Source organism: Exiguobacterium algae (genome assembly GCF_018617875.1).
Lineage (GTDB): Bacteria > Bacillota > Bacilli > Exiguobacteriales > Exiguobacteriaceae > Exiguobacterium > Exiguobacterium algae.
Genome location: NZ_JACSKZ010000008.1, coordinates 1 through 23654, shown reverse-complemented (window position 1 = coordinate 23654; position 23654 = coordinate 1). Strand labels below are relative to the sequence as shown.

The 23654-nt window shown below is 46.4% G+C and carries 24 protein-coding genes; 1 reads left to right on the top strand and 23 read right to left on the bottom strand.

Annotation, left to right across the window (positions count from 1 at the left end; translation table 11 throughout):
- Nucleotide 1: 1 nt before the first annotated feature.
- The 14 genes from KNP03_RS13150 to metG form a co-directional block, all read right to left on the bottom strand.
- The gene (locus KNP03_RS13150) at nt 2–1549 is read right to left on the bottom strand and encodes a polysaccharide biosynthesis protein (RefSeq protein ID WP_214829992.1); all 1548 of its coding nucleotides are present in this window, start codon (nt 1547–1549) and stop codon (nt 2–4) included.
- Complete coding sequence (mfd, locus tag KNP03_RS13145; RefSeq protein ID WP_214829989.1) at nt 1533–5060, bottom strand: transcription-repair coupling factor; 3528 nt, start codon at nt 5058–5060, stop codon at nt 1533–1535. The genes KNP03_RS13150 and mfd overlap by 17 nt, the downstream gene beginning before the upstream one ends.
- Nucleotides 5061–5105: 45 nt before the next feature.
- Nucleotides 5106–5663, bottom strand: a complete 558-nt coding sequence (pth, locus tag KNP03_RS13140) for an aminoacyl-tRNA hydrolase (RefSeq protein WP_214829985.1) — start codon at nt 5661–5663, stop codon at nt 5106–5108.
- A 56-nt stretch (nt 5664–5719) separates the two neighbouring features.
- Nucleotides 5720–6676: a ribose-phosphate diphosphokinase gene (locus KNP03_RS13135; RefSeq protein WP_012727731.1), complete on the bottom strand. Its 957-nt coding sequence runs from the start codon at nt 6674–6676 to the stop codon at nt 5720–5722.
- A gap of 45 nt (nt 6677–6721) precedes the next feature.
- Nucleotides 6722–8077, bottom strand: coding sequence for a bifunctional UDP-N-acetylglucosamine diphosphorylase/glucosamine-1-phosphate N-acetyltransferase GlmU (gene glmU / locus KNP03_RS13130; protein ID WP_214829981.1), 1356 nt, complete (start codon nt 8075–8077; stop codon nt 6722–6724).
- Between the two features lie 183 nt (nt 8078–8260).
- Nucleotides 8261–8560: a septation regulator SpoVG gene (gene spoVG, locus KNP03_RS13125; protein ID WP_214829978.1), complete on the bottom strand. Its 300-nt coding sequence runs from the start codon at nt 8558–8560 to the stop codon at nt 8261–8263.
- Nucleotides 8561–8697: 137 nt separating this feature from the next.
- On the bottom strand, nt 8698–9522 hold the full coding sequence (gene purR / locus KNP03_RS13120; protein ID WP_214829974.1) for a pur operon repressor: 825 nt from the start codon (nt 9520–9522) through the stop codon (nt 8698–8700).
- Nucleotides 9523–9595: 73 nt separating this feature from the next.
- Complete coding sequence (gene ispE / locus KNP03_RS13115; protein WP_214830041.1) at nt 9596–10459, bottom strand: 4-(cytidine 5'-diphospho)-2-C-methyl-D-erythritol kinase; 864 nt, start codon at nt 10457–10459, stop codon at nt 9596–9598.
- Between the two features lie 100 nt (nt 10460–10559).
- Nucleotides 10560–10796 carry a Veg family protein gene (locus KNP03_RS13110; RefSeq protein WP_214829972.1) on the bottom strand — a complete coding sequence of 79 codons (237 nt, stop codon included), beginning with the start codon at nt 10794–10796 and terminating at the stop codon, nt 10560–10562.
- Between the two features lie 81 nt (nt 10797–10877).
- Entirely contained in the window at nt 10878–11756 is an 879-nt protein-coding gene (rsmA, locus tag KNP03_RS13105; protein ID WP_214829969.1) for a 16S rRNA (adenine(1518)-N(6)/adenine(1519)-N(6))-dimethyltransferase RsmA, read from the bottom strand.
- Nucleotides 11753–12313, bottom strand: a complete 561-nt coding sequence (gene rnmV, locus KNP03_RS13100) for a ribonuclease M5 (protein ID WP_214829967.1) — start codon at nt 12311–12313, stop codon at nt 11753–11755. The genes rsmA and rnmV overlap by 4 nt, the downstream gene beginning before the upstream one ends.
- Nucleotides 12306–13577 carry a ubiquitin-like domain-containing protein gene (locus tag KNP03_RS13095; RefSeq protein WP_338082740.1) on the bottom strand — a complete coding sequence of 424 codons (1272 nt, stop codon included), beginning with the start codon at nt 13575–13577 and terminating at the stop codon, nt 12306–12308. Before KNP03_RS13095 ends, rnmV begins: the two co-directional genes overlap by 8 nt.
- Nucleotides 13578–13588: 11 nt before the next feature.
- Nucleotides 13589–14356 carry a TatD family hydrolase gene (locus KNP03_RS13090; protein ID WP_214829961.1) on the bottom strand — a complete coding sequence of 256 codons (768 nt, stop codon included), beginning with the start codon at nt 14354–14356 and terminating at the stop codon, nt 13589–13591.
- A 51-nt stretch (nt 14357–14407) separates the two neighbouring features.
- Nucleotides 14408–16372: a methionine--tRNA ligase gene (gene metG / locus KNP03_RS13085; protein ID WP_214829958.1), complete on the bottom strand. Its 1965-nt coding sequence runs from the start codon at nt 16370–16372 to the stop codon at nt 14408–14410.
- 328 nt (nt 16373–16700) lie between these two features.
- Here metG and KNP03_RS13080 point away from each other — a divergent pair, with 328 nt between their 5' ends.
- Nucleotides 16701–16994, top strand: a complete 294-nt coding sequence (locus tag KNP03_RS13080; RefSeq protein ID WP_012727742.1) for an AbrB/MazE/SpoVT family DNA-binding domain-containing protein — start codon at nt 16701–16703, stop codon at nt 16992–16994.
- Nucleotides 16995–17010: 16 nt separating this feature from the next.
- On the opposite strand, the gene rsmI is transcribed toward KNP03_RS13080, so the two are convergent.
- From rsmI to KNP03_RS13035, 9 genes are all read right to left on the bottom strand, one after another.
- On the bottom strand, nt 17011–17880 hold the full coding sequence (gene rsmI / locus KNP03_RS13075) for a 16S rRNA (cytidine(1402)-2'-O)-methyltransferase (protein WP_214829955.1): 870 nt from the start codon (nt 17878–17880) through the stop codon (nt 17011–17013).
- Entirely contained in the window at nt 17852–18130 is a 279-nt protein-coding gene (locus KNP03_RS13070) for a GIY-YIG nuclease family protein (RefSeq protein WP_214829951.1), read from the bottom strand. Before KNP03_RS13070 ends, rsmI begins: the two co-directional genes overlap by 29 nt.
- The gene (locus tag KNP03_RS13065; protein WP_214829948.1) at nt 18123–18857 is read right to left on the bottom strand and encodes a tRNA1(Val) (adenine(37)-N6)-methyltransferase; all 735 of its coding nucleotides are present in this window, start codon (nt 18855–18857) and stop codon (nt 18123–18125) included. Before KNP03_RS13065 ends, KNP03_RS13070 begins: the two co-directional genes overlap by 8 nt.
- Before the next feature lie 68 nt (nt 18858–18925).
- Nucleotides 18926–19261, bottom strand: coding sequence for a DNA replication initiation control protein YabA (yabA, locus tag KNP03_RS13060; protein ID WP_012727746.1), 336 nt, complete (start codon nt 19259–19261; stop codon nt 18926–18928).
- Nucleotides 19262–19284: 23 nt separating this feature from the next.
- The gene (locus KNP03_RS13055) at nt 19285–20115 is read right to left on the bottom strand and encodes a PSP1 domain-containing protein (RefSeq protein WP_214829946.1); all 831 of its coding nucleotides are present in this window, start codon (nt 20113–20115) and stop codon (nt 19285–19287) included.
- Nucleotides 20116–20121: 6 nt separating this feature from the next.
- Nucleotides 20122–21114 (bottom strand): DNA polymerase III subunit delta', encoded by a 993-nt coding sequence (locus KNP03_RS13050; protein WP_214829944.1) that lies wholly within the window; start codon nt 21112–21114, stop codon nt 20122–20124.
- Nucleotides 21115–21128: 14 nt separating this feature from the next.
- Nucleotides 21129–21458, bottom strand: coding sequence for a cyclic-di-AMP receptor (locus KNP03_RS13045; protein WP_214829942.1), 330 nt, complete (start codon nt 21456–21458; stop codon nt 21129–21131).
- A complete protein-coding gene (gene tmk, locus KNP03_RS13040; protein WP_214829940.1) occupies nt 21458–22096 on the bottom strand; it encodes a dTMP kinase in 639 nt (212 codons plus the stop codon). The genes KNP03_RS13045 and tmk overlap by 1 nt, the downstream gene beginning before the upstream one ends.
- Nucleotide 22097: 1 nt before the next feature.
- On the bottom strand, nt 22098–23516 hold the full coding sequence (locus KNP03_RS13035) for an aminotransferase class I/II-fold pyridoxal phosphate-dependent enzyme (protein ID WP_214829938.1): 1419 nt from the start codon (nt 23514–23516) through the stop codon (nt 22098–22100).
- Nucleotides 23517–23654 lie beyond the last annotated feature (138 nt).

Here is a 23654-nt window from a genome sequence, read left to right as displayed (position 1 = left end):
ATCAGTTCTCCTTTTTATCTAATACATCGAGTAAGCGACTACCGAACGGAATCAACTCCCATTCCCCTGTCGTTAACACATGTGTTCTGACTAGTCTCCATATATACACACCAGCTCCGATCATGACCATACCAATGAGCCATCCGAACGCTTCGATGCGTGAATCAATCCATCTGCTACCGAGCCAGTTTAATCCGACCAAAATCCCAATCATCGGTAGCAAAGTTTTGATCAATAGCTTGTAGTGACCAAACCGAAACGCCCCTAACGGAATCGACCGGTCGAGTGATTTGAAGTTGAACGAAGCCATTGCCAGAAAAGCAATCGACGTTCCGATTGCCGCCCCGGAAATCCCATACGACGGAACTAACCATCCGTTCATCACACTTTTCACTACAATCGCTAAAACCATGCCACGCGCGGCCACCCATTCGCGATCGATTGCTTGCAGACAAGTCATGCTGACGACTGCCAGAGAAGCGGCAAACGTACTCGTGGCGAGCAAGATGAGCGCTTGTGTTCCTGACTCGTCCTCAAAAAGCGAGATATTCAACGGTAACATCACGCCCATCAAACCAATCGTCGCCGCTGCCGCCACAGTTGTCGTCACGCGAATCATAGAACGTAACCCCTGAGTCGTTTTTTGAATATGACCAGCCCGAAAATGCCGCACGAGGTTCGGCACACTCGCCATTCCAATCGTTGTTGTAAAGAGAATCGCAAATTGAACGAGCGGGTATCCCCGATCAAACACCCCTTTACTCACTTTCGCCTCGTAACTGCCTCCCATCAAATTCACGATAGTAAAGGAATCGACCAGTTGCATCCAAAGTATACCGAGCGAAGCGAATCCGACCGCAAATCCGGTCGTCACAAGCAAACGCAGGACACGCCGGAATGTGGACCAGGATACGTTGACGACACGAAGACTTTTTGTCTGATACGTTAAAAAGACGATTGCCACGACACCTCCTACGAGCGCCGCCATATAGGCGTATTGACTAAGCTCGTAGGCGTCTTTCCCCATCCTCACACCAATAAATAAAAGCGTCAGCATGACAGTAACCCGCGTCAAATTCTCAAGCACTTGCGACCATGCACTCGGTCTCAAGTCGTCGACAGCCTGAAAGGAACCACGCAACACAGCCAAGGCCGGCATGAGCAAATAACTGAGGCTAATCACGCGAAGTGCCGGTGCGAGTTGTTCATCGCCAAGCAAGGACCCGATTGCCGGCGCCATTTCCCATACGAGGGCGACTAAAATGGCCGCCAGTGTGAACAGCGCATAAAAACTACCCCATAATATTTCTTGTTTTTGCTGTGGACCTTTCGCCCCGACACCAATTTTTGCGATGACGACAGGCATGGCATAGATGCCAAGGGATGCCACGATCGCCGCAAACGGATAGACCGTTTGATACGCATATAACCCGAAGTCTCCCGCAATATTTTGATAAGGGACCCGGTAGGCAAAGCTGATCAGCTTCGACACGTATCCCGCGAGCGCAAACAACACGACTCCCTGTGTGAATTTATTTGGAGACCGCATCGCCTACCAACCGTTTCATCAGCTCTTCAAGTACAGTATCGGCATCATTCAATAGTTCAGTTAGAGGCATTCGACCACTAAGTGACAGTTTTAACGCCCCGTTTTCTTGTCCTACTCCGAGTTTTCGTCCGAGCGGCATCGTCCATTCCATAAAGGAAGAGACGTCTAACGCGGATGTGGACTCGGCAGACAACACAATCTCGATTCGTCCAGGGGTTTGTTTGATTCGAGTCACTTTGGCAAGCTCTCCATAAATCCGCAGGCGTGTCAGTTGGATGAGGAGCGCAACCGGTTCAGGGAATTCACCGAATCGTTCGATCAGCTCGTCCTGCAAGGCGAACAGCGCTTCCGGTGTATCCACATACTTAAACCGTTTGTACATTTCAATTTTCAACTCGCTATCAGACAAGTATTCATCCGGAATATACGCATCTGCCTGGAATGCGATTTCAGGCTTGAATACGACTTGCTTGGCTTGTCCACGCATCCGGTCTTTCCGCTCTTCAATGGCTTCAGACAACATTTGTGAGTACAAGTCGAATCCAACCGAATCGATAAATCCTGACTGTTGCGCACCAAGCAGGTTGCCGGCACCACGAATCGACAAATCACGCATCGCAATTTTAAATCCGCTGCCGAGCTCTGTGAATTCTTTGATGGCCTGCAAACGACTTTCTGCCACTTCCGTCAACCGTTTATCTTTTCGATACGTGAAATAGGCATAGGCAATGCGATTGGAACGACCGACCCGACCGCGGAGTTGATACAATTGCGACAATCCCATCTTATCCGCATCGTGAACGATCAACGTATTTACGTTTGGAATATCGATTCCCGTCTCAATAATCGTAGTGGAAACCAGGATGTCTGCTTCTCCTTCTAAGAAACTGATCAATTGACTTTCCAACTCACTCTCTGTCATTCGTCCGTGCGCTGTTGCGATGCGGGCTTCCGGTAACAAAGCACGAATCTCTTCTGCTTTCCGTTCGATCCCTTCCACCCGGTTATAAAGGAAGAAGGCTTGCCCGCCACGTGCCAATTCTCGCTCCAACGCTTCACGTAAGACGATACCGTCATATTCCATGACATATGTCTGAACCGGGTATCGGTTCTCCGGTGGTGTCTCTAACACAGACAAATCGCGAATGCCGATCATCGACATGTGCAACGTCCTTGGAATTGGGGTCGCTGTCAGTGTGAGCACATCGATATTTGTCTTCAACTGTTTGAGTCGCTCTTTATGCTTCACTCCGAACCGTTGTTCTTCATCGATAATGACGAGACCAAGGTTAGCGAACGTCACATCTTTTGATAGGACACGATGCGTCCCGACAACGACATCAATCGTCCCTTCTTTCAACCCTTTTTTCGTCGCCGTCATCTCACTCTTCGACCGGAAACGACTCATGACTGATACATTAATCGGAAATTCACTGAAACGCTCAAGCATCGTCTCGTAATGTTGTTGGGCAAGCACCGTCGTTGGCACAAGAAATGCGACCTGTTTTCCTGCCAGCACCGCTTTAAAGGCTGCTCGAATCGCTACTTCTGTTTTCCCGTAACCAACGTCTCCACAAAGCAAACGGTCCATTGGCCGTGAACGTTCCATATCCGCTTTGATTTCAGCGATGGAGCGGACCTGATCTTCGGTTTCCGCGTACGGGAACGATGCTTCAAATTGATCCATTTCCTCATCGTCCGGCGGGAATGCAAACCCAACCGACGCCTCGCGCGCAGCATACAGTTTAATCAACTCATCCGCAATGTCTTCTACCGACTTGGCGACTTTTGATTTTACTTTCTTCCACTCGGTGCCACCCAGTTTATATATTTTCGGTTCTTTACCTTCAGCTCCAACATATTTTTGCACTAAATCAATTTGGTCGACCGGTACGTAGAGGGCGTCATCACCGGCATAAACCAGATGAAGATAATCTTGATGGATTCCACCGACTTCGATCGTTTTGATGCCTAAATACTTCCCGATTCCGTGATGGACATGAACCACATAGTCATTCGGCTTTAATTCCTGATAACTCTTAATCCGCTCTGCGTTCGTCAGATTTTTCGTTTGGCGTCTCCGCTTTGTGACACGCTTAAACAACTCGTCTTCCGATACCACGACGAGACGGCTCGTTGACAGCTCAAATCCGCCTTCCGTCTGACCGATGATGATCGAGACCCGTCTTGGCTCGAGCTCGCCATCCACATTCATAAACGTCGAAGAAATCCCGTAATCCGCAAGCAAGGCTTCCACTTTATCCGCACGTGATTTATCGCCGGCCAAAAAGACGATTCGGTGGTCACCTTGTTGCCAACGCTCGACTTCCTGCTTCAACAAGTGCATTTGTCCATGGAATGCCGGTAAAGGTCTGCAACTCAAATGGACTGTATCCGCCTCCGGAATCCCGGAGCGTCGAGACGGCAACAGTGAAAATGCGACTTGTTTAAGGTCTCGGAACACTTTATGCATCGGGACAGAAAGGGTGTAATTGCTTACAGCCTCCCCCTTCTCGATGAGTGAAGAGAACCATTCTGCTTCTTCGCGATCCTGTACGTCCGCCGCATCTTCAATCCGGGCCACTTCATCCAGAATGAGGACCGCATCTTCTCCAATATAATCAAGTAACGTTGACGAATAGAGGAGCGGAGAATATTTGCCAACTTTGTCCGGGAGTTCACCTCGCTCTAATCGTTCTAAATCGAGAGCAATCCCTTCTTCAAGCGCTTGACGAATCACTTCATTTTCAATGAGTTCCCGCGTTCGTTCGTACTGCTTCCGTAACGCTTTTCCGGCTTGCATCCGTTGCTCCTTCGTTGCAACAAATTCCGTTGCAGGAGTGATGCATGCTTCAGCGACCACGCCGAGCGAACGCTGTGTTTCTGCATCGAACGTAAAAATCGAATCGACTTCTGTGTCGAATAAATCAATTCGGTACGGCCGTGACTCCGTCAAGGGGTACACATCTAAAATACTTCCCCGCACCGAGAACTCGCCTGGCGTCGTGACGGTCGCGGTCCGTTCATAACCATTCGCAGACAACTGCGCGGCAAATAAGGACAAATCAAGATGTTGTCCCGGTTTTATGAGGATTCGACTCGCCTCCCAATCATGCGGGGCCGGTATAAATCGGCGTAACCCTCCGAGTGGCACGACAACAACGCCTCCTGTTTGGTCGAGGAGACGTGTTCTGGCGTCGATTCGTGCTGCAAGTAATTCCGGACTAGATGTCAAGGAAAGCTCCCCGGCCAACGTTTCATCAATCGGATACAACAGCGTCTTGTCCGGACCGATCAAGGACTCCAGTTGATCAAACATCTTTTGAGCCTGATACATATTGTGGGTGACCACGACGAGGCGGCGCGATGAGGATTTCACTAAACCTGCCAATACAAGTGCTTTGGCACTCGTCGTCAATCCCGTAACCAGTTGGCGATCGACTTTCTGAAGCCGGTCCCGAATCACATTTGTCTCCGGCAACGTCACCATAAATTTTTCTAAAGCGTTCATCTGTTTTCCTCCAACTCATACGACAAAAAAGGGTACGCAGACCCTTTAGTTATATCGATTCATCAACGCGATCCATTCCGTATCTACAAAATCCGTAGCCGCAGATACCGCCATGTCTAACGTTTCATTTAACGAAACCATATCCTCTTTCCGGTAATTCATGAGCACCCAATCCACAACTTTGATCGGGTGAGGCGGTCGACCGATGCCGAGTTTCAATCGTTTGAAGTCGGCCGTCCCTAGATGTTGGATTAACGACTTGATCCCATTATGTCCGCCTGCACTCCCTTTTGGACGGAAGCGAAGTTTTCCAGGTACCATATCCAAATCGTCGTAAATCACGAGTAAATCTTCAATCTCAATCTTATAATAATCTAAAATCGGACGTACGGCCTCACCCGACAAGTTCATGTAGGTGAGCGGTTTAACGAGAACGACACGTTCACCATTGATTCTTCCCGTTCCCATCAAGGCATTAAACTTCGCTTCGTTTAATGGAATACCATGTTTCTCCGCCAGGCGATCAATCGCCAAAAACCCGATGTTGTGTCGTGTCATTTCATATTTTTTACCGGGGTTCCCGAGACCGACAATACATTTCATAGTCTTTCCTCCTGAACAAAAAAGCCCAAAGGCGAATGCCTCCGGGCCTCGTTTTTTTAATCAAATAGTGTACTAACCGATTTGTGTTCATGTACACGCATGATCGCTTCGCCAAGCAAATGGGCAACCGACATTTGCTTGATTTTGCTTGAACATGGACGACCTGTTAAGTCAATCGTGTTCAAGACAACCAACTCTTTAATGGATGAGTTGTCGATGCGCTCCATCGCCGGACCAGACAACACTGGGTGTGTACAAGAAGCGTATACTTCTTTCGCACCCGCTTCGACAATCGCATCTGCTGCAAGAGTGATTGTTCCGGCCGTATCGATGATGTCATCAATCAAAATCGCCGTTTTGCCTTCAACGCTTCCGACGATGTTCATCACTTCAGCGACGTTCGCTTTCGGACGACGCTTATCGATGATGGCAATCGGAGCTTTCAAACGTTCTGCCAATTTACGTGCACGCGTCACACCACCGTGGTCTGGAGAGACGACCACGATATCTTTCGCTTGAAACTCTTCTGTTTCAAAGTAAGTCGAGATGAGCGGCACACCGAGTAATTGGTCAACCGGAATATTGAAGAATCCTTGGATTTGCGCTGCATGCAAGTCCATTGTGATGACGCGTGTCGCCCCGGCCACCGTAAGAAGATCAGCGACAAGTTTCGCCGTGATCGGCTCACGTGAGCGTGCTTTACGGTCTTGACGTGCATACCCATAATACGGCATCACGATGTTGATCGTACGGACGGAAGCACGTTTGAGTGCATCAATCATAACGAGTAACTCCATGAGCGTTTCGTTTACAGGTGAACTTGTTGATTGGATGACATACACATCATCTCCACGAACACTTTCCTCGATGTTGATATAGAGTTCACCGTCGCTGAAACGTTTGACTTGGCAATCGCTGAGCGGGACACCGATTTCTTTCGCGATTTCTTCAGCAAGCGGGCGGTTCGAGTTTAAGCTAAATAGACGAATTTCTCGTTCGTATACAGTAGACATGTTTAGGATTCTCCTCCATCGTTTTCCATAATGATTGGCAGCAAGTTATCGTTTTGTGTAACCATTCTTATTTGTTTGACGTTCACGTGCAATCGCGAGCGCTTCTTCTGGGACATCATCCGTAATCGTCGAACCGGCTGCGACAATCGCACCTTTTCCAACTTTTACTGGGGCAATCAAGTTGACGTTGCAGCCGACGAACGCATCGTCTTCTACCACTGTCTCGAACTTGTTCTTGCCGTCATAGTTTACGGTGATTGATCCACAACCTAAGTTGACACGTTCGCCGATTGACGCATCACCAATGTAGCTCAAGTGTGAAGCTTTCGCGCCGTCACCAAACGATGATTTCTTAATCTCGACGAAGTTGCCAACGCGTGTGTTTGCACCGAGCACAGCTTGTTGACGCAAGTGCGCGAACGGTCCGACTTGAGCCGCTTCACCAATTTGGCTGTCTGTGACAACCGATTGACGAACGACGGCACCGTCTTCGACCACACTGTTACGAATATCTGAGTTTGGTCCGATGACACATTCCGATCCGATCGTCGTCTTCCCGAGAATGACCGTGCCCGGATAAATGACCGTATCCGAACCAATCACCGCATCTGGAGAAATATACGTCGATGCAGGATCCATGAACGTGACCCCTTCACGCATGAGGCGTTCGTTCGTCCGTTTACGCATAATCGTTTCTGCCTGTGACAAGGCTACACGGTCATTGACCCCAATCGTTTCATCAAACGTCGGTGCAGTGTGAGCCGCAACGACTTCTCCCGCCTCTTTCGCAATCGAAATAACATCCGGCAAGTAATACTCACCTTGTGCGTTGTTATTCCCGACTTGTTTGAGTGATTCGAACAAAAGCTCGTTATCGAAGACGTAAGTTCCTGTGTTGATTTCTTGGATTTGAAGTTCTGCCTCGGAAGCATCTTTATGCTCCACGACTTTCACGACATTTCCGTCTTCTCCACGTACGACACGTCCGTAGCCCGTTGCATCATCTGCAATCGCAGTCAGCACCGTCACTTTTGCCTGCTGCGCTTCGTGGTGCGCGAGCAACGCTTCGAGCGTTTCCGCTGTGAGAAGCGGCGTATCTCCACATACGACTAATGTAGAGCCCGCTTTCCCTGCCAACTCGGGTTCTGCCATTTGCACAGCATGACCTGTCCCAAGCTGTTCTTCCTGGACCGCATACTCTACACGAGTGCCGAGCGTGTCTTGTACCGCTTCCGCCCCATGGCCAACGATTACGATTTGACGACTGACACCGATTTGATCCAACTGGTCCACAACATGTTCGACCATTGGTTTCCCGAGAACAGGATGAAGAACTTTATATAACTTCGACTTCATTCGTGTCCCTTTTCCTGCTGCCAAAATGACTGCAAAACGATCCATTCTTGATTCGCTCCTATCTCCATCAGCTGTATTTCTTGTCTATAGTTCGGCTTTTCCATAACTAAATCCTATTTACACCGTTTCTACTATATCGAAACCGTGCCTTCGTTTCAACAGTTGTACTAATCCGTAACCAATCAAACGCAAAAAAGCAGCGGAAGGATTACCGACCGCTGTTTAAACTCATTCATTTGTTTCAAAAGTAACTTCCTGAGATTCAAATGCCTCTACGTCTGTGTCGGCATAGCACTCTAACACAGCTATTTCTACCTTTTTCCGCATTTCTCCATTAATCGGATGGGCAATATCCCGGAAAATCCCCTCTGGCGTTCGTTTGCTCGGCATGGCGACAAACAAACCGCTACTTCCTTCGATGATTCGAAGGTCGTGTACAACGAATTCATGGTCAAGTGTGATTGAGGCTAGAGCTTTCATTCTGCCTTCCGTCGCAACTTTGCGAATTTTTACGTCTGTGATCTGCATGTTTCGCGTCCCCTTTTCATCGTTGTCTACGTCATGGTGTGCCTTCTGCAAGGTTCAGTTGAAAAAACGAGTGTCATGACTATATAAGTGATTGTTGTTTACTTTCTTATCATAAAACGAAATCAAAATTTTGCCAATCACTTTAAGAACTGTTCGACATTTCCTCTTGAAATCGTGACGAGCCCCTCGTCAGAATCTACGTTTGTCAACTTCATCAGGCTGACATACTCACTGACCATCTTTTTCTCGGCTCCTTCAGCTTCCATCAAAACGCCAACCCCCGCGAGATTCGCCTCAAACTCGTTCAACAAACTCATCATCCCACGAATCGTACCGCCGGCTTTCATAAAGTCATCAATCAATAGAACGTTCGCACCACGCGGCAAACTGCGACGTGCAAGTGCCATCGTCCGAATCGCTTTAGAGGAGCCGGACACGTAGTTGATACTGACGGTCGATCCTTCTGTCACACGGCTATCCGAACGTACAATGACAAACGGTACCCCAAGTTGTTCCGCCACTGCGTAAGCGAGCGGAATTCCTTTCGTTGCGATTGTCATGACGACATCCACTTTCCGATCCGCAAATACAGACGCAAACACTTGTCCCATCGGCTTGACTTGACTCGGATTTCCAAGCACATCCGTTAAGTAAAGATATCCCCCCGGAAGTAAGCGTTCCGGTTTAGACAGTTGATCGCATAACGCATCAATCATATCGAGTGACTTGTCTTTGCTCCACCCCGGAATGAACATCACACCGCCAGCGGCGCCGGGAACGGTAACTAATTTCCCGATACCGTCATGTGACAACATTTCACTCACAATCACAAGGTCTTCGCTGATTGAAGATTTTGCTGCTTTATAACGACTCGAAAACATGGATAATGACACAAGTTGGTGCGGATGATCTAACAAATAGCGCGTCATATCAACAAGACGACCGCTTCTACGAATTTTCATACGGATTCTCCTTCATATTATCGTTAATAAACGAATGTTCTAAACAAAATATACCATTTTCATTCGTTTTTATTCAATGCCTTTTGCCGAGAATCCGAACGACAAATACTTCTGGGCAAAAACCTTTCAATCCATTGTACACGCGATGTGCTTTTTGCTCATGCTCAATCAATGCGAATACCGTCGGACCGCTTCCGCTCATCAATACACCATCAGCACCACAGTGACGCATTGTCTCTTTGATTTGCTTTACTTCAGGATGAAGCCGTAACGTGACGCTTTCAAGCGCGTTACCTAACTGCTCACAAATCCCTCTAAAATCTTTTTGACGAATCGCTTCTACCATGGCATCCGTATTTGGATGGACGACTTCGTCCATGTTCACCGAACGATACACGTCCGCTGTTGAGACACCGATTTTCGGTTTCCCTAACACGACATAGCACGGTGGTGGGGCCGGAATCATTTCTAACTGTTCACCACGTCCCCGTGCGATGGCTGTACCACCCATCACACAGAACGAAACATCCGAACCGATTTCAGCACCTAGCTCCGCCAGCTCTTCAAGAGACAGCCCCAGATCAAATAGCTCATTCATGCCACGAAGTGTTGCTGCCGCGTCACTCGACCCGCCCGCAAGACCAGCCGCTACAGGAATTTGCTTTTCCAACACGATTTCAACACCTTGTTCGATTTTGAAGCGCTCGCGCAACAACTCAGCTGCACGATAAGCTAAATTCCGGTGATCATTTGGCACGTAGGCGTGCTCCGAATGAATACGAATTTCGTCTGTATCAAGGACGGTCAGTTCCAACCGGTCCGCCAAGTCTACTGTTGTCATTACCATTTCTACTTCATGATAGCCGTCCGGTCTCTTACCAAGGACATCAAGCGTCAAGTTGATTTTCGCCGGGGCCTTCACACTAATCGTGCGCATCACGTTCACCCTTCCCTTATGTCTCCTGTTCGACATTGTACCGTAAAAGGGCGCACAAAAAAAGAAGCAGCTGCCAATGCATCCGCCTCTCATTTATGAATCAATTGCCGAATTCAATTTTAACTGTATCCGTTAGGACATCAGCGTAGCTATACGAGACACGCTCCACGTTATGGTGGTCTTCATCCAATTTAACAACGAACACCGCGGGATACGTCTCAACGAGCGTTCCAAACCGTGTAACGACTTTCTTACGACCGCCGTTTGCTTTCAACGTCAATCGTTCTCCAACATGCGATTCGAGTTTCTGTCTGATTTCTTGTAACGTCTTTGGCATACGCTTCACCTCACTGTTACAAGTATAGCACAATTGAATATGAAAATAAAGATAATATTATAACGACTCTAAATAAGGTCGTCAACTATTTTTAAGTGGTAAAATTGTGTCCGATAAGCGTGCGAATTCTTCAAGGGATAATGTTTCTCCGCGTCGTTTCGGATCAATACCGGCCTCGTGTAGTAAGCGTTCTAATTCCTCTTTATGCGCTTTACCGATATAGTTTGTTAGGTTGTTTAATATCGTTTTTCTTCTCTGGGCAAAGCTGGCACGTGCCACCTCAAAGAAAAAGGCTTCGTCTTTCACTTGTACTGCCGGCTCTGACCGCATGTGTAACGTGATGACAGCGGAGTCGACGTTTGGTGCCGGGATAAACACGTTTTTCGGGACGACAAAGCTGACTTCAGCTTCTGCGTAGTATTGAATCGCAATCGATAGCGACCCGTAAGCTTTCGTTCCCGGTTTCGCTCCAATCCGCTCTGCCACTTCCTTTTGAATCATCATGACCAGCGAACGGAATTTCACACCGCTCTCAAGTAAACGCATAATAATTGGTGTTGTCACATAGTATGGTAAGTTGGCCACCACCGAGATATCCTCAATGCCCTCGTTCAAAAATTCCTGTTCGACGATTTCACGCAAGTTCAATTCTAAAGCATCTCCATGGATGACTTTGACATGAGGGTACGGTGACATCGTATCTTCTAAAATCGGCAAGAGACGCTGGTCAATCTCAAGCGCCACAACTTTTTTTGCACGCTTGGCCGATTGTTCGGTCAATGAACCGATTCCAGGACCGATTTCAAGAACCCCGCTCGCCTCACTAAGTGCTGCGGCACCGACAATCTTACTTAAAATATTCAAATCGATTAAAAAGTTTTGTCCCAGTGACTTTTTGAATGAAAAGCCATGGCGTTCAAGGATCGCTTTCGTTCGCTGGATCGTTGCAATGTCTTTCAACCTTGTTCCTCCTCTAATTGAGCAAGTGCTTGCTCCCACTCTTCGATGGTGACTCGAAGAGCTTCCACTCGTTTTACAAACTGTTTGGCATTCGGTTCACCGATCCGAAGCAGGACACCGAGCCGTTTCCGACGTGAGGCAGCAGCTGCACCGCCGATTAGATCGGCTTCGAGCACCATTTTACGAGTGACAACCGGTTCTCCCGTGTCGACTCGTTCTTCATAAACGGCACTTAGCACACGTCGGAGTGATTCCGGACTGGCATGCTCTACTCCAATTTTTCCGCGCTTTCCTTTTGCTTCAGACCGGGGTAAGTGGGCGTGCTTGCACCCTTTGACCCGCTCTTCTACGATTGCACGAATCCGATCTCCCGGATAATCCGGGTCTGTCAGGATGATGACTCCTCGCGTCTCTTGGGCACGCTTGATTCGCTCAATCGTCTGATCGGACACAGCTGAGCCATTCGTCTCAATCGTGTCAACGTCATACACTTCCTGAAGTCTTGCCGTATCGTCACGACCTTCTACAACAATGACTTCTTGTATTTTTTCACGCATGGCCATTTCCTTCCTTTTCTTCATCCTGCTTTGGAATCACCCAAATTGTCATCGGCTTCCGACCAAACGACACCGCTTCCTCTTTCGTATCCATCAACAGATCAATTTTATGACCTTTGATGGCACTTCCGGTATCAAGAGCGATTGCCATACCGATTCCTTCGATGTACACGCGTGTACCCAATGGGATAATGGCAGGATCCACCGCAATAATACGCATACCTTCAAACAAGATGGTATCTGTTACATCATAGCCACTACGCGTCAATACACGCCCGTCAAAAGTGACGGTATCTTCCGCATTATTCGTGTAGGCTGTTGCCTCGACAAGAAGCTGCTTGGCTGATGTAAAGTCTAATACGTCATCAGGCTTCGGTGATTCTGTCATTTCTACTTCTGCTTCAGCCTCGAACGGATTCGTCGTACTCGCTGATGTCGGTTCTGTTACGGGTTCAGTAACCTTTTTTGTTCCTACTTTGATAATTTGGGGCTGCGTCTTACGCAACGTTTCGACTTTTGTTTTCGCTCGATTTGTAATTGTACCATTTTCTACAGTAAGTTCATACCGTGTCCGCTCTAGGCCCGGAATCCCTACTTGAGCGACTTCCTTTGTACCGATTTCAAGTGTGTCATCTGATTCTTCGACCACCTCAAATGGAATCAACTGACTTTCATACTGCACGACATCACGATTCGTATTGACTGTAATCGTCAATCCGTCACGAATCAACGTCGACTGGTCAGGAAATACCGTATCCCGGTCGGTAATGTTCACGCCTTCTTCTAACAGAAGTTGCGTCACATCAGACGCCATCGTATACACCGTTCTTGCCTCCTGACCGACGATCAAGTTGACCGAAACGACCGGTTGGTAGCGAATGGTCATGCCGTCTGAAATCGGTGTGCGAACGGCAGGATAAACCGCATCTCCCTCACGCACGGTCACCCCGTAACGAAGCAATACATCCTCGACTGTACGTTCTCTTGTCTTAATCGTCTCGGTCTGACCGTATCCGATTTGAAGCGAAATGCGATGGGACCGTTCAATTCGGATAATGCGATCCGTCGGCAAATCTTCACTTAATGCCGGCGTCACATAATCCGATTCCTCAAGAGAAATATCCATTTCTTCAAGTACTTGCAATACCGAGTCGGCACGCGTTTCGAATTCTACCGCCACTCCATCATCAATCACCGTGATGGTCTCCGGTTGCATCAAGACGTACGCAGCTGTAGCTGCCACTAGAACAGCAATACTGATCACTAACCGCTTCATCATGGGAGACGGAACAATTTCTTCGCATTCGCAGTCGTCGCTTCAGCGAGCTCCTCATACGAAATCCCACGCAACTTGGCAATCTCTTCAGCTACATATTTCACGTAGGCCGGTTCGTTTCGTTTTCCACGGAACGGGGTTGGCGTTAAATACGGGCAGTCCGTTTCGACAAGCAGACGGTCGAGCGGCACCTCTTTCGCAACTTCTTTTGGCACTTTTGCGTTTTTAAATGTGACCGGGCCCCCGAGAGAAAGATAAAAGTTCAAGTTCAGACACCGTTCAATTAACTCGACCGACATGCTGTAACTGTGAAATACACCGCCCACTTCTTCCGCATGTTCTTCTTCTAACAAATCGAGAACGTCCGCTGTCGCTTCCCGGTTGTGAATCACAATTGGCATGTTCGTCCGTTTCGCGATTGCGATTTGTTGACGGAATACACGTTGCTGCACATCCTTCGGAGACTTGTCCCAATGATAGTCCAGACCGATTTCCCCGAGCGCCATCACTTTTGGATGCTCCATCAACTTTTCAATTCGCTCTAAATCAGAGTCTGTACAATCAATCGCATCGACCGGATGCCAGCCGACAATCGCGTAAATGTCCTCATATGTTTCAGCCAATTCGATGGCGCGATCAATCGTCGGTGTATCAAACCCAACGACCAGCATCGGGGAAACCCCAGCTTCCCGGGCGCGTTCAATTGTTGCTTCAACATCTTCATTGAACTGTTCAGCATTGATATGAGTATGCGTATCAATCAACATATCCATTCCTCCTTTAGAAAAAGAGAGGGAGACCGCGGTCTCCCCCATACGTTATTTGACGATGGCTCCATTCGGCATGTTTTCAGACACAGTAGCCAATTCAAGTTTCCCGTCACGATCTGCTGCGAGAATCATTCCTTGAGAAAGCTCGCCACGGAGTTTGACCGGTTTCAAGTTGGCCACGACGATGACTTTTTTTCCTACAAGATCTTCAGGCGCATACCATTCGGCAATGCCCGAAACAATTTGGCGTGTTTCTTTCCCGAGATCGACTTGAAGTTTCAAGAGCTTCTTCGCTTTTTTGATTTTATCTGCCTCGATGATTTGACCGACACGGAACTCGACTTGGTCAAATACATCGATTGTAATTTCAGGGCGTACATCTTCATCTTCCTCGTCTGCTGTGACTTCGGCTTCCGCTTCTTCCGTACGCGCTTTCGATGCTTGACGCATCATTTCCTGAATCGCATCGACTTCCTCTTTCACGTCACGACGCGGGAAGATTGGTGTGCCGTCCGTCACCACTGCATTGTCGAATGCAGCAAACGATTCAAGTGCTTCCCATGACATATCCGCTCCTTCAAGACCTAACTGACGGAACATCTCTTTTGGTGCCCGTGTCATGAACGGTTGAATCATGATCGCAACATGACGCAGTACTCCCGCAAGGTGCGTCATTACAGAAGCAAGTTCTTCACGTTTCGTCTCATCTTTAACGAGAACCCACGGTTGCGTTTCATCAATATATTTGTTTGCACGACTAACGAGCTGCCAAATATTTGTGAGAGCAACTGAAAACTCCATATGTTCCATGGCTGCTTCTGTTTTTTCTGTCGTTTCTTTCACCATATTCAACAGGTCTGCGTCAAACGCTGTCACGTTTCCAGCATAGGCAGGCACTTTTCCATCGAAGTACTTCTTGATCATCGCGACAGTTCGATTGAGTAAGTTCCCCAAGTCGTTCGCCAAATCGAAGTTCAAGCGATCCACGAACGCCTCCGGAGTAAACGTACCGTCTGCTCCAAACGGAACTTCACGCAGAAGGTAGTAGCGTACTGAATCCAATCCATAGCGGTCGATCAACGGAATCGGGTCGACAACGTTCCCTTTCGATTTCGACATCTTACCGTCTTTCATGAGTAACCAGCCGTGCGCGAATACTTGCTTCGGCAATGGGAGGTCAAGCGCCATCAAAAGTGCTGGCCAAATGATGGTATGGAATCGGACAATCTCTTTTCCGACTAAATGTACATCTGCCGGCCAGTAGCGCTTGAAGAGCTCATCATTCTCCGAACCATAGCCGAGCGAAGAAATGTAGTTCGTGAGCGCGTCGACCCACACGTACACGACGTGTTTCGGGTTAGATGGAACTTTTACGCCCCAATCAAACGTTGTACGTGAAACAGCCAAATCTTGAAGCCCCGGCTTCAGGAAGTTGTTAATCATCTCTGTCTTACGTGACTCCGGTAAAATGAAGTCTGGATGCGACTCGAAATATTCGATTAAGCGGTCCGCATACTTGCTGAGACGGAAGAAGTAACACTCTTCACGAACAAGCTCTACAGGATGACCGCTGTCGGGGCTTTTTCCATCCACCAACTGGGATTCTGTATAGTACGTTTCATCCGGCACAGAGTACCAGCCTTCATACTCGCCTAAGTAGATATCATCATTCTTCAATAACGTTTCAAACACATGTTCGACCACTTTTTTGTGCCGGTCTTCAGTTGTACGAATATAATCATCGTACGAGATTTCAAGACGGTCCCAGAGTACTTTGATATCTTTGACGACGTCGTCGACGAACGCTTGAGGGGTCACCCCTGCCTCTTTCGCCTTTTCTTGAATTTTTTGTCCGTGTTCATCGGTTCCCGTCAAATAACGGACATCAAAACCTTTCAAACGCTTGTAACGCGCGATCGCATCTCCTGCAACCGTCGTGTACGCGTGACCGATGTGCAATTTTGCACTCGGATAATAGATTGGGGTTGTAATATAAAATGTAGGCTTTGCCATCATGTAGTCTCCATCCTTTCGACATTTGCAATTTTCATTATACACGGTTCGACAAAAGAATTTCCAAACCAATTGTTTGGAATTCTATTCGAAGCGCCCGCCATAAATGTTCCAAAAATACCCTTTCTTTGTTTCAAGTTCAAACTTTCGGGGAATTTTAGATATATATCGTTTTTTATTCGACAAAATTCGTTTTTTGATATTTATAATAGTCAGCAGTTGACTGCAATTGGAAAGTTTAGTATGCTTTTTGCTGAAGTCACTTTGTCGAATTTTGACGATTATTGTCACCATGAGATTTCGACACCATTGGAGGAGGAAATACAAAATGAAATCTACAGGTATTGTACGTAAGGTTGATGAACTTGGTCGCGTCGTTATTCCAATCGAATTACGTCGCACACTCGGGATTGCTGAGAAAGACGCTCTTGAAATTTATGTCGACAACGATCAAATCGTTTTGAAAAAATACAAACCAAACATGACTTGCCAAGTTACAGGTGAAGTATCAGACGATAACTTCAAATTGGCAGACGGTAAACTCATCTTGTCACCAGAAGGTGCACAACGTGTTCTCGTTGAGTTGAAAAACATGCTTGAAAACTACTACAGCGAAGAGTAAGCAAGGGATTCCTTGCTTACTCTTTTTTATCGAGTTGATGATACAAATCATACACGTCATTTCGCGATACATCTCGATCTTTTGCAGTTTGCTTAATCGCTGCATTCGGTTTAAGTCCCTCAGAGATGTAATGCGTAACGTGTTCAACCGGCGTAAGACTTTCCCACCACTCATTTGTCGGAGCCTCTTCCGTAGCCCCGCTCACCATTACGACAAATTCGCCGCGTACTTCACTTTCACACCATTCGATTGCCTCGTCTACACTTCCTCTTAAAAATTCCTCGAACGTTTTCGTGATTTCACGACCTAACACAAGCTGTCTGTTCCCTAACACTTGTCGAACCGCTGACAACATTTCTTTCAAACGGTGCGGTGCCTCATAAAAGATAACAGTTCCCGGTTCATAGCGTAATGAAGTCAGAACATCAACCCGTTCTTTCTTTTTACGCGGCAAAAAGCCATAGTACAAGAACCGCTCTGTCGAAAGGCCCGAAGCTACAAGAGCCGTCAACGCGGCGTTAGCTCCTGGTAAAACGACGACAGGTATGTTTGCTTCAATCGCCAACCTGACCAAATCGCTCCCTGGGTCCGAAATACCGGGCATCCCCGCGTCCGATACGACAGCGATGGATTTTCCGTTTTGAATGTCTTCAATTAAGCGAGGACCGCTTGCCTCTTTATTATGCTCATGATAACTAACAAGTTTCGTCGTGATTTCAAAGTGACGGCACAGCTTCATCGTTTGTCGTGTATCTTCTGCCGCAATAAGATCGACCTCACGTAACGTCCGAACTGCCCGATACGTCATATCTTCCAAGTTGCCAATTGGCGTTGGAACTACGTATAGTGTCGGCCGATCAGTTTGATAGCTTTTTTGTGAATTCATTCGTCGTCCCCTCCATCAACTGCTCTTTTTGAGCACGTGTCAATTGTTTGACAGACCACTCATATTGCATCGCTTCTCGTTTTGTCGGAAACGATTTAACATAGCACAACCGAACAGGCAAACGAGGTTTTGTGTATTTTGCGCCTTTTCCTGCATTATGGGCGCTGAGCCGTTTTTCAATATCGGTCGTATATCCCGTATAATATGTGCCGTCGCTGCATTCGACAATGTACGTATAGTGTTTAAGCATCGAGAATTTCTCGCATCTCTTTCGTGTACGTATCGTCCTCTTCATACACAACAAACGGTGGTAAAACTTTAAGTCCGGCTTTTCCATCTTTCGACCCCTCAATGAGCAATGTGTTTGCTTCCCGTCCGGCTTTTGGGTAAACGAGTTGCATCCGTTTCGGCTCGATTCGATACGCACGCATCAAGGTCAGGATATCGAGTAGACGTTCTGGCCGATGCACGAACGCGACTTTTCCGCCAGGTTTCACTAATTGACTGGCAGATTTGATACAGTCCTCTAACGTACATAACACTTCGTGCCGCGCAATCGTATGATGCTCTTTTTTGTTACGTAATGATGTTTCGTTCGCTAAAAAATAGGGCGGATTACACGTCACGACATCGTATTTAGCATGTCCGAGCTCATCTGCCGCTGTCTTGACATCTCCTTCAACGATGCGAATTCTTTCTTCGAGATGATTGACTTCCATACTTCGATTCGCCATATCCACCAATTTGGGCTGAATTTCTACCCCGGTAATGTTCCCTTTTGTTCGATAGGATAAAAAAAGTGGAATGGCGCCCGTCCCTGCACATAAATCGACTAAGTTCCCTTTTTGAATGGGTACCCAGACAAATTCAGCTAACAAGACCGCATCTAACGAAAACGAGAACACCTCATCACTTTGAATGATTTTACCTGGACGCCCGAGCAAATCGTCAAGGCGTTCACCATTTTTAACCGTCAAACTCGTTTCCCTCCTACTATAAAATAAAGGCGATGGATAGGGCTTTTCCCCCATCTATCGCCCCTTTATTAATGTTTATTAAGCATTGATAAACAGAAGAGGCAATCTCCATCTTTTCGAACTTGCCCGTAATGCAAGTTGCAAATATGAAATCCCTCTTGGTAAAGAGCAGCTAAGTTGTTCTGCCCTTTCCCTGACAACGCAATTTGCGAGTCACCGTTCGTCGTGTCGACTTCCGCCAACTGTTCGACTTTTTCACGTAAATGATGGTTTTCAAGATACATATGCTGATTTTCTTCTAGCAAATAAGCGAGTTGTTCTTTTAATACGCCTAAGTGCTCCGTCAAGAGTTGCATCTGTTGCTCGATTGCATCAACGCGCATCATAACTTCTTTCTTATCCATTCTTTCCACTACTCAGCACCCCATCACTGTTTTGACGGTTTCCGTTTAATCGCACCCACTTCAACGAGTTCATCAATCGTATATGTGACTATACGTGTCCGATCGTGCAACTCCACTTGAATGAGTTGGTCTAAAATATTCAGACCGATCACTCGTCCGTCACCTTCTGGAATTTTGATTCGCTTGCCGACATCTGGTAAATCTCGTTTTAACTCTTCATATGTGTCATTCTCATACTTTAAGCAACACATGAGACGACCACATACTCCAGAAATCTTGTTCGGATTTAAAGAAAGATTTTGGTCTTTCGCCATCTTAATCGATACCGGCTCAAATTCTCCTAGGAAGGACGAACAACATAGAACGCGCCCACATGGACCAATTCCGCTCAATAGTTTTGCTTCGTCACGCACACCAATTTGCCGGAGTTCGATTCGAGTTCGAAACACACTCGCTAAATCTTTTACGAGCTCACGAAAGTCGACGCGACCTTCAGCCGTAAAGTAGAAAATGACTTTATTTCGATCAAATGTATACTCAACATCTACTAATTTCATCTCTAGTTGATGTTCTCGGATTTTTTCTTCACAGACGGCGTGAGCATCGACAGCTGCCAGTCGGTTATCTCGAACGATTTCCGCATCTTTTTGATCCGCGACACGAAGAATCGTCTTTAACGGCAATACAACTTCGTCTTCACCGAGTTGTTTGTCGACTTGGACCACTTCCCCGTATTCGATTCCACGAACCGTTTCAACGATTACGTGATCCCCACGTTTAAGCGTTGCTTCGCCTGGTGAAAAGTAATAGATTTTTCCCGCTTCTTTAAAACGGACTCCAACTACTTCAAGCACGCTCTCCTATCCTTTCTGCAAATCGAACGATAATCGCTCGAACGTTAATTGAGGATTGACGTTTGCCTCGAGTCTACGAATCGCGTCATGAACACTTTCAATCGCACGTGCGATTTTTTGAACTGATCGATTTTGAACAAATTCACCATATAATGATGCCTCATTCGTAAAAATCTTCGGTGTGTAGGAATCACGCACTTTCATATTAAGCGCTTCTTCCAACCAAATTTCAAACAGTTCTAAACCAACACGCATTTCGTTGCGACCTTTAAAATGTCCTAACCACTTTTCTTGTGCGAACAAAATCAACTCTTGTGGACGTTTCGTCAATACTTCAATTAATTGTACCACTAGCCCGTATGCCTGTACAAACCACTCCTGATGAAGCGCCTCTTTTGCCTCTTCCCATTTTGGGTAAACAGTCAAAGCAAGATAAGCCATATCATACGTACAAGCTAATTCTTCAGACATTGTTTCAGCTAATTTTGTACGATCGATTGGGCGAAACGCCAACTGCTGTGCCCGAGAACGAATGGTCGGAAGGAGCAATTGAGGTTGCGTCGTAACCAATATCGCAAGTTTTCCAACACCGGGTTCTTCAAAGAATTTTAGTAAACTATTCGCAGCCTGCGTAGTCATTTTATGCGCTTGGTGAATGACGTATACTTGTCGATCCCCTTCAGCTCCGCGCAATGACAAATCACTCAATAATTGTTGAATCTGTTCTTTCTTAATACTTGCACCATCCGGCTCCACTTCGATGTAGTCCACAATGTTTTTTGAATCCATTCGACGACAATTCCGACAAACTCCGCATGGTTCAGCACCTTCCGGGGATTCACAAAATAATGCTTTGGCAAATAATTGCGCCGTTTCAATTAAAAACGGTTCATAATCCCCCGAAAAGATATAAGCATGGCCAACTTTATTCATGACGATTGAGTTTTGAATCACTTTAGATATTACAGTTTGCGACTCCACTAAATCCTGAAAACGCATATGTCCAACTCCCATTAAAACTGGTGGAATCCTTCAATCGGTAAGACGAACACAGTCGCTCCACCAACCTGCACTTCAACTGGATATGGGATGTACGAGTCTGCGTGACCTCCCATCGGTGAAATCGGCGTAATCATTTGGTCGCGGCTCGAACAATTTGACTGAATCACGCTCAATAAATCATCCAATCGTTCCTGAGGCACACCCATCATAAATGTCGTGTTCCCTTCTTTTAAAAAGCCACCTGTTGTTGCCAGTTTCGTTGCTCTAAAATCTTGTTCAATCAATGCATCCGACAAACGTGCACTATCTTTGTCATGCACAATTGCAATCACCATTTTCATCATAATTTCACTCCTCTATTCTTTAGACGTTCTAATGTGGCATCAAGCACTTCGTCATGAATGCATTCTACAGATTGATCTGCATCAATCAGAATCATGCGTTCTGGATATTTATTTAACAGGGCATGGAACCCTTCATATACACGTTGGTGGAAGGCTTGATCACGACTTTCAATACGATCTAGCTGTCCTCGGTCTTTCATGCGTTCTTGTGCACGTTGTGGGGTCAAGTCAAATAAGAATGTCACATCCGGTGTGATTCCACTCGTAGCCCATTCATTTAAGGATTCAATCTGATCCATATCATACTGTAACCCATAACCTTGATAAGCAATAGAAGCATCGACAAAGCGATCACACAGTACAACAGCCCCTCTTGCGAGAGCGGGACGGATGATTTGATCAACGTTTTGTGCTCGTGAAGCGGCATACAACATCATTTCCACACGAGGTGTCATTTCATGATGTTCGGGAGATAAAAGCACTTCTCGAATACTATTACCGACCGTTGTACCACCCGGTTCACGTGTGACAACGACTTCATACCCTTTGCTATTTAATGCCTCTACTAATAAGTTTAGCTGCGTCGTTTTTCCAGAACCATCTGGTCCCTCCACTGTTATAAACATTCCGTTCACTTTAAAACTCCTCTACGATAACATCAATTTGCTTTATCATAACATGCCTACTGGCTTGAAGCTTCCTTCTAAGAGAAATCCAATCAGTCAGAACTTTAATTTTTTCCGCTGTAATTCGCTCCCCTTTTAAAATCCATGGAATTCCTGGCGGATATGGAATAACTGTTTCCCCGGCAATATGTCCGATCGCTTGTTCAAAAGGTACGCGTTTCACTTCAGGATGATCATCAAAAGTATATAAAGAAGATACGCGATTGGTTTTGGGGAAAGGAAAAATCGTTTCATCCTCTTCAATCACCGGCACATGTCGCGCAGCATTCTTTATTAATTTGATCCAATGATTAATTTCCTGTCCTTTAAGTTCCCTCAAAGGGAGACAAAATAACACATGATCTGCAGCAGCCAATTCAACATCTATTCCAATCGACGCTAAATGCTGACTAAATACAAGCCCATTCTTCGGATAGGTTAAGACTGTTACCTTTGTAAAGTCATCACCTACTTTGACAATAAAACCAGCTCGTTTCATTTCTAAAACAAATTTAGCATGACTCATTTGGATTGATGACCAATCATCATCGCTCAAATTTTCTAAATAAGATCTCGCATAGTCCAGAGATGCCATAATTAAATAAGAAGGGCTAGATGTTTGAAATGAAGCTAAAGCATGCTTTAGCCGTTCTTCATCTATATTTTCCTTATAATGAATCCATGCACCCATAGTTAACGCGGGCAATGTTTTATGAGCAGACTGAACAACTGCACTAGCCCCTTCAAAAATCGCAGATCGCATTGGGAGATGGGGGTGAATTAAATGCGCTCCATGTGCTTCATCGACAAGTAAAGGAATGTCAACAGAATTTAAAAAAGAAGAGATTGCTCTAATATCGGCCATATCCCCGTAATACGTGGGAGAAGTTAATAATACAGCTTTTCCATTTGGGTACTGTTCAATCGCTTCTTGAATTGTTTCTAATTGTACAACAGTAGGGATACCTGTGCCTCGTTCAATTTCCGGAGTCAGTAAAATCGGTTTCAGCCCCAGCCACTCAATCGCATTCCAGACTGATTTATGAGAATTACGTTGTACATATACCTGTTCACCTCGTTTTACGGTAGCTGCCAACATACTCCAATTTCCGACTGTTGAACCGTTCACCAACCATCTGCTCTTACTTTTATACAAATTACCTAAAGCATCTTGAGCTTGCTGGATAATCCCATCGGCATCATGAAGATCATCCAAATGAGCAAGCTCCGTCAAATCATATGGCATGATTTTAGAAAAAGGTAGAGGCAAATCACCGTTTTTCACCGTCCCATTGTGATGACCAGGAACATGGAAAGATACTCTTTTTTCTCTAACATGTTGTTCAAGCACTTCAATAAACGTAAATGGATTTTTTGGTGAACGAGCCATGGTATTCCCTCCTAAACTATTAAAAAAGACGACCAAGCGCTATGCTTGATCGTCTTCGCTGTTGCCTGGCAACGTCCTATCCTCACAGGGGGAGAACCCCCAACTACTTTCGGCGCTGAGACGCTTAACTTCCGTGTT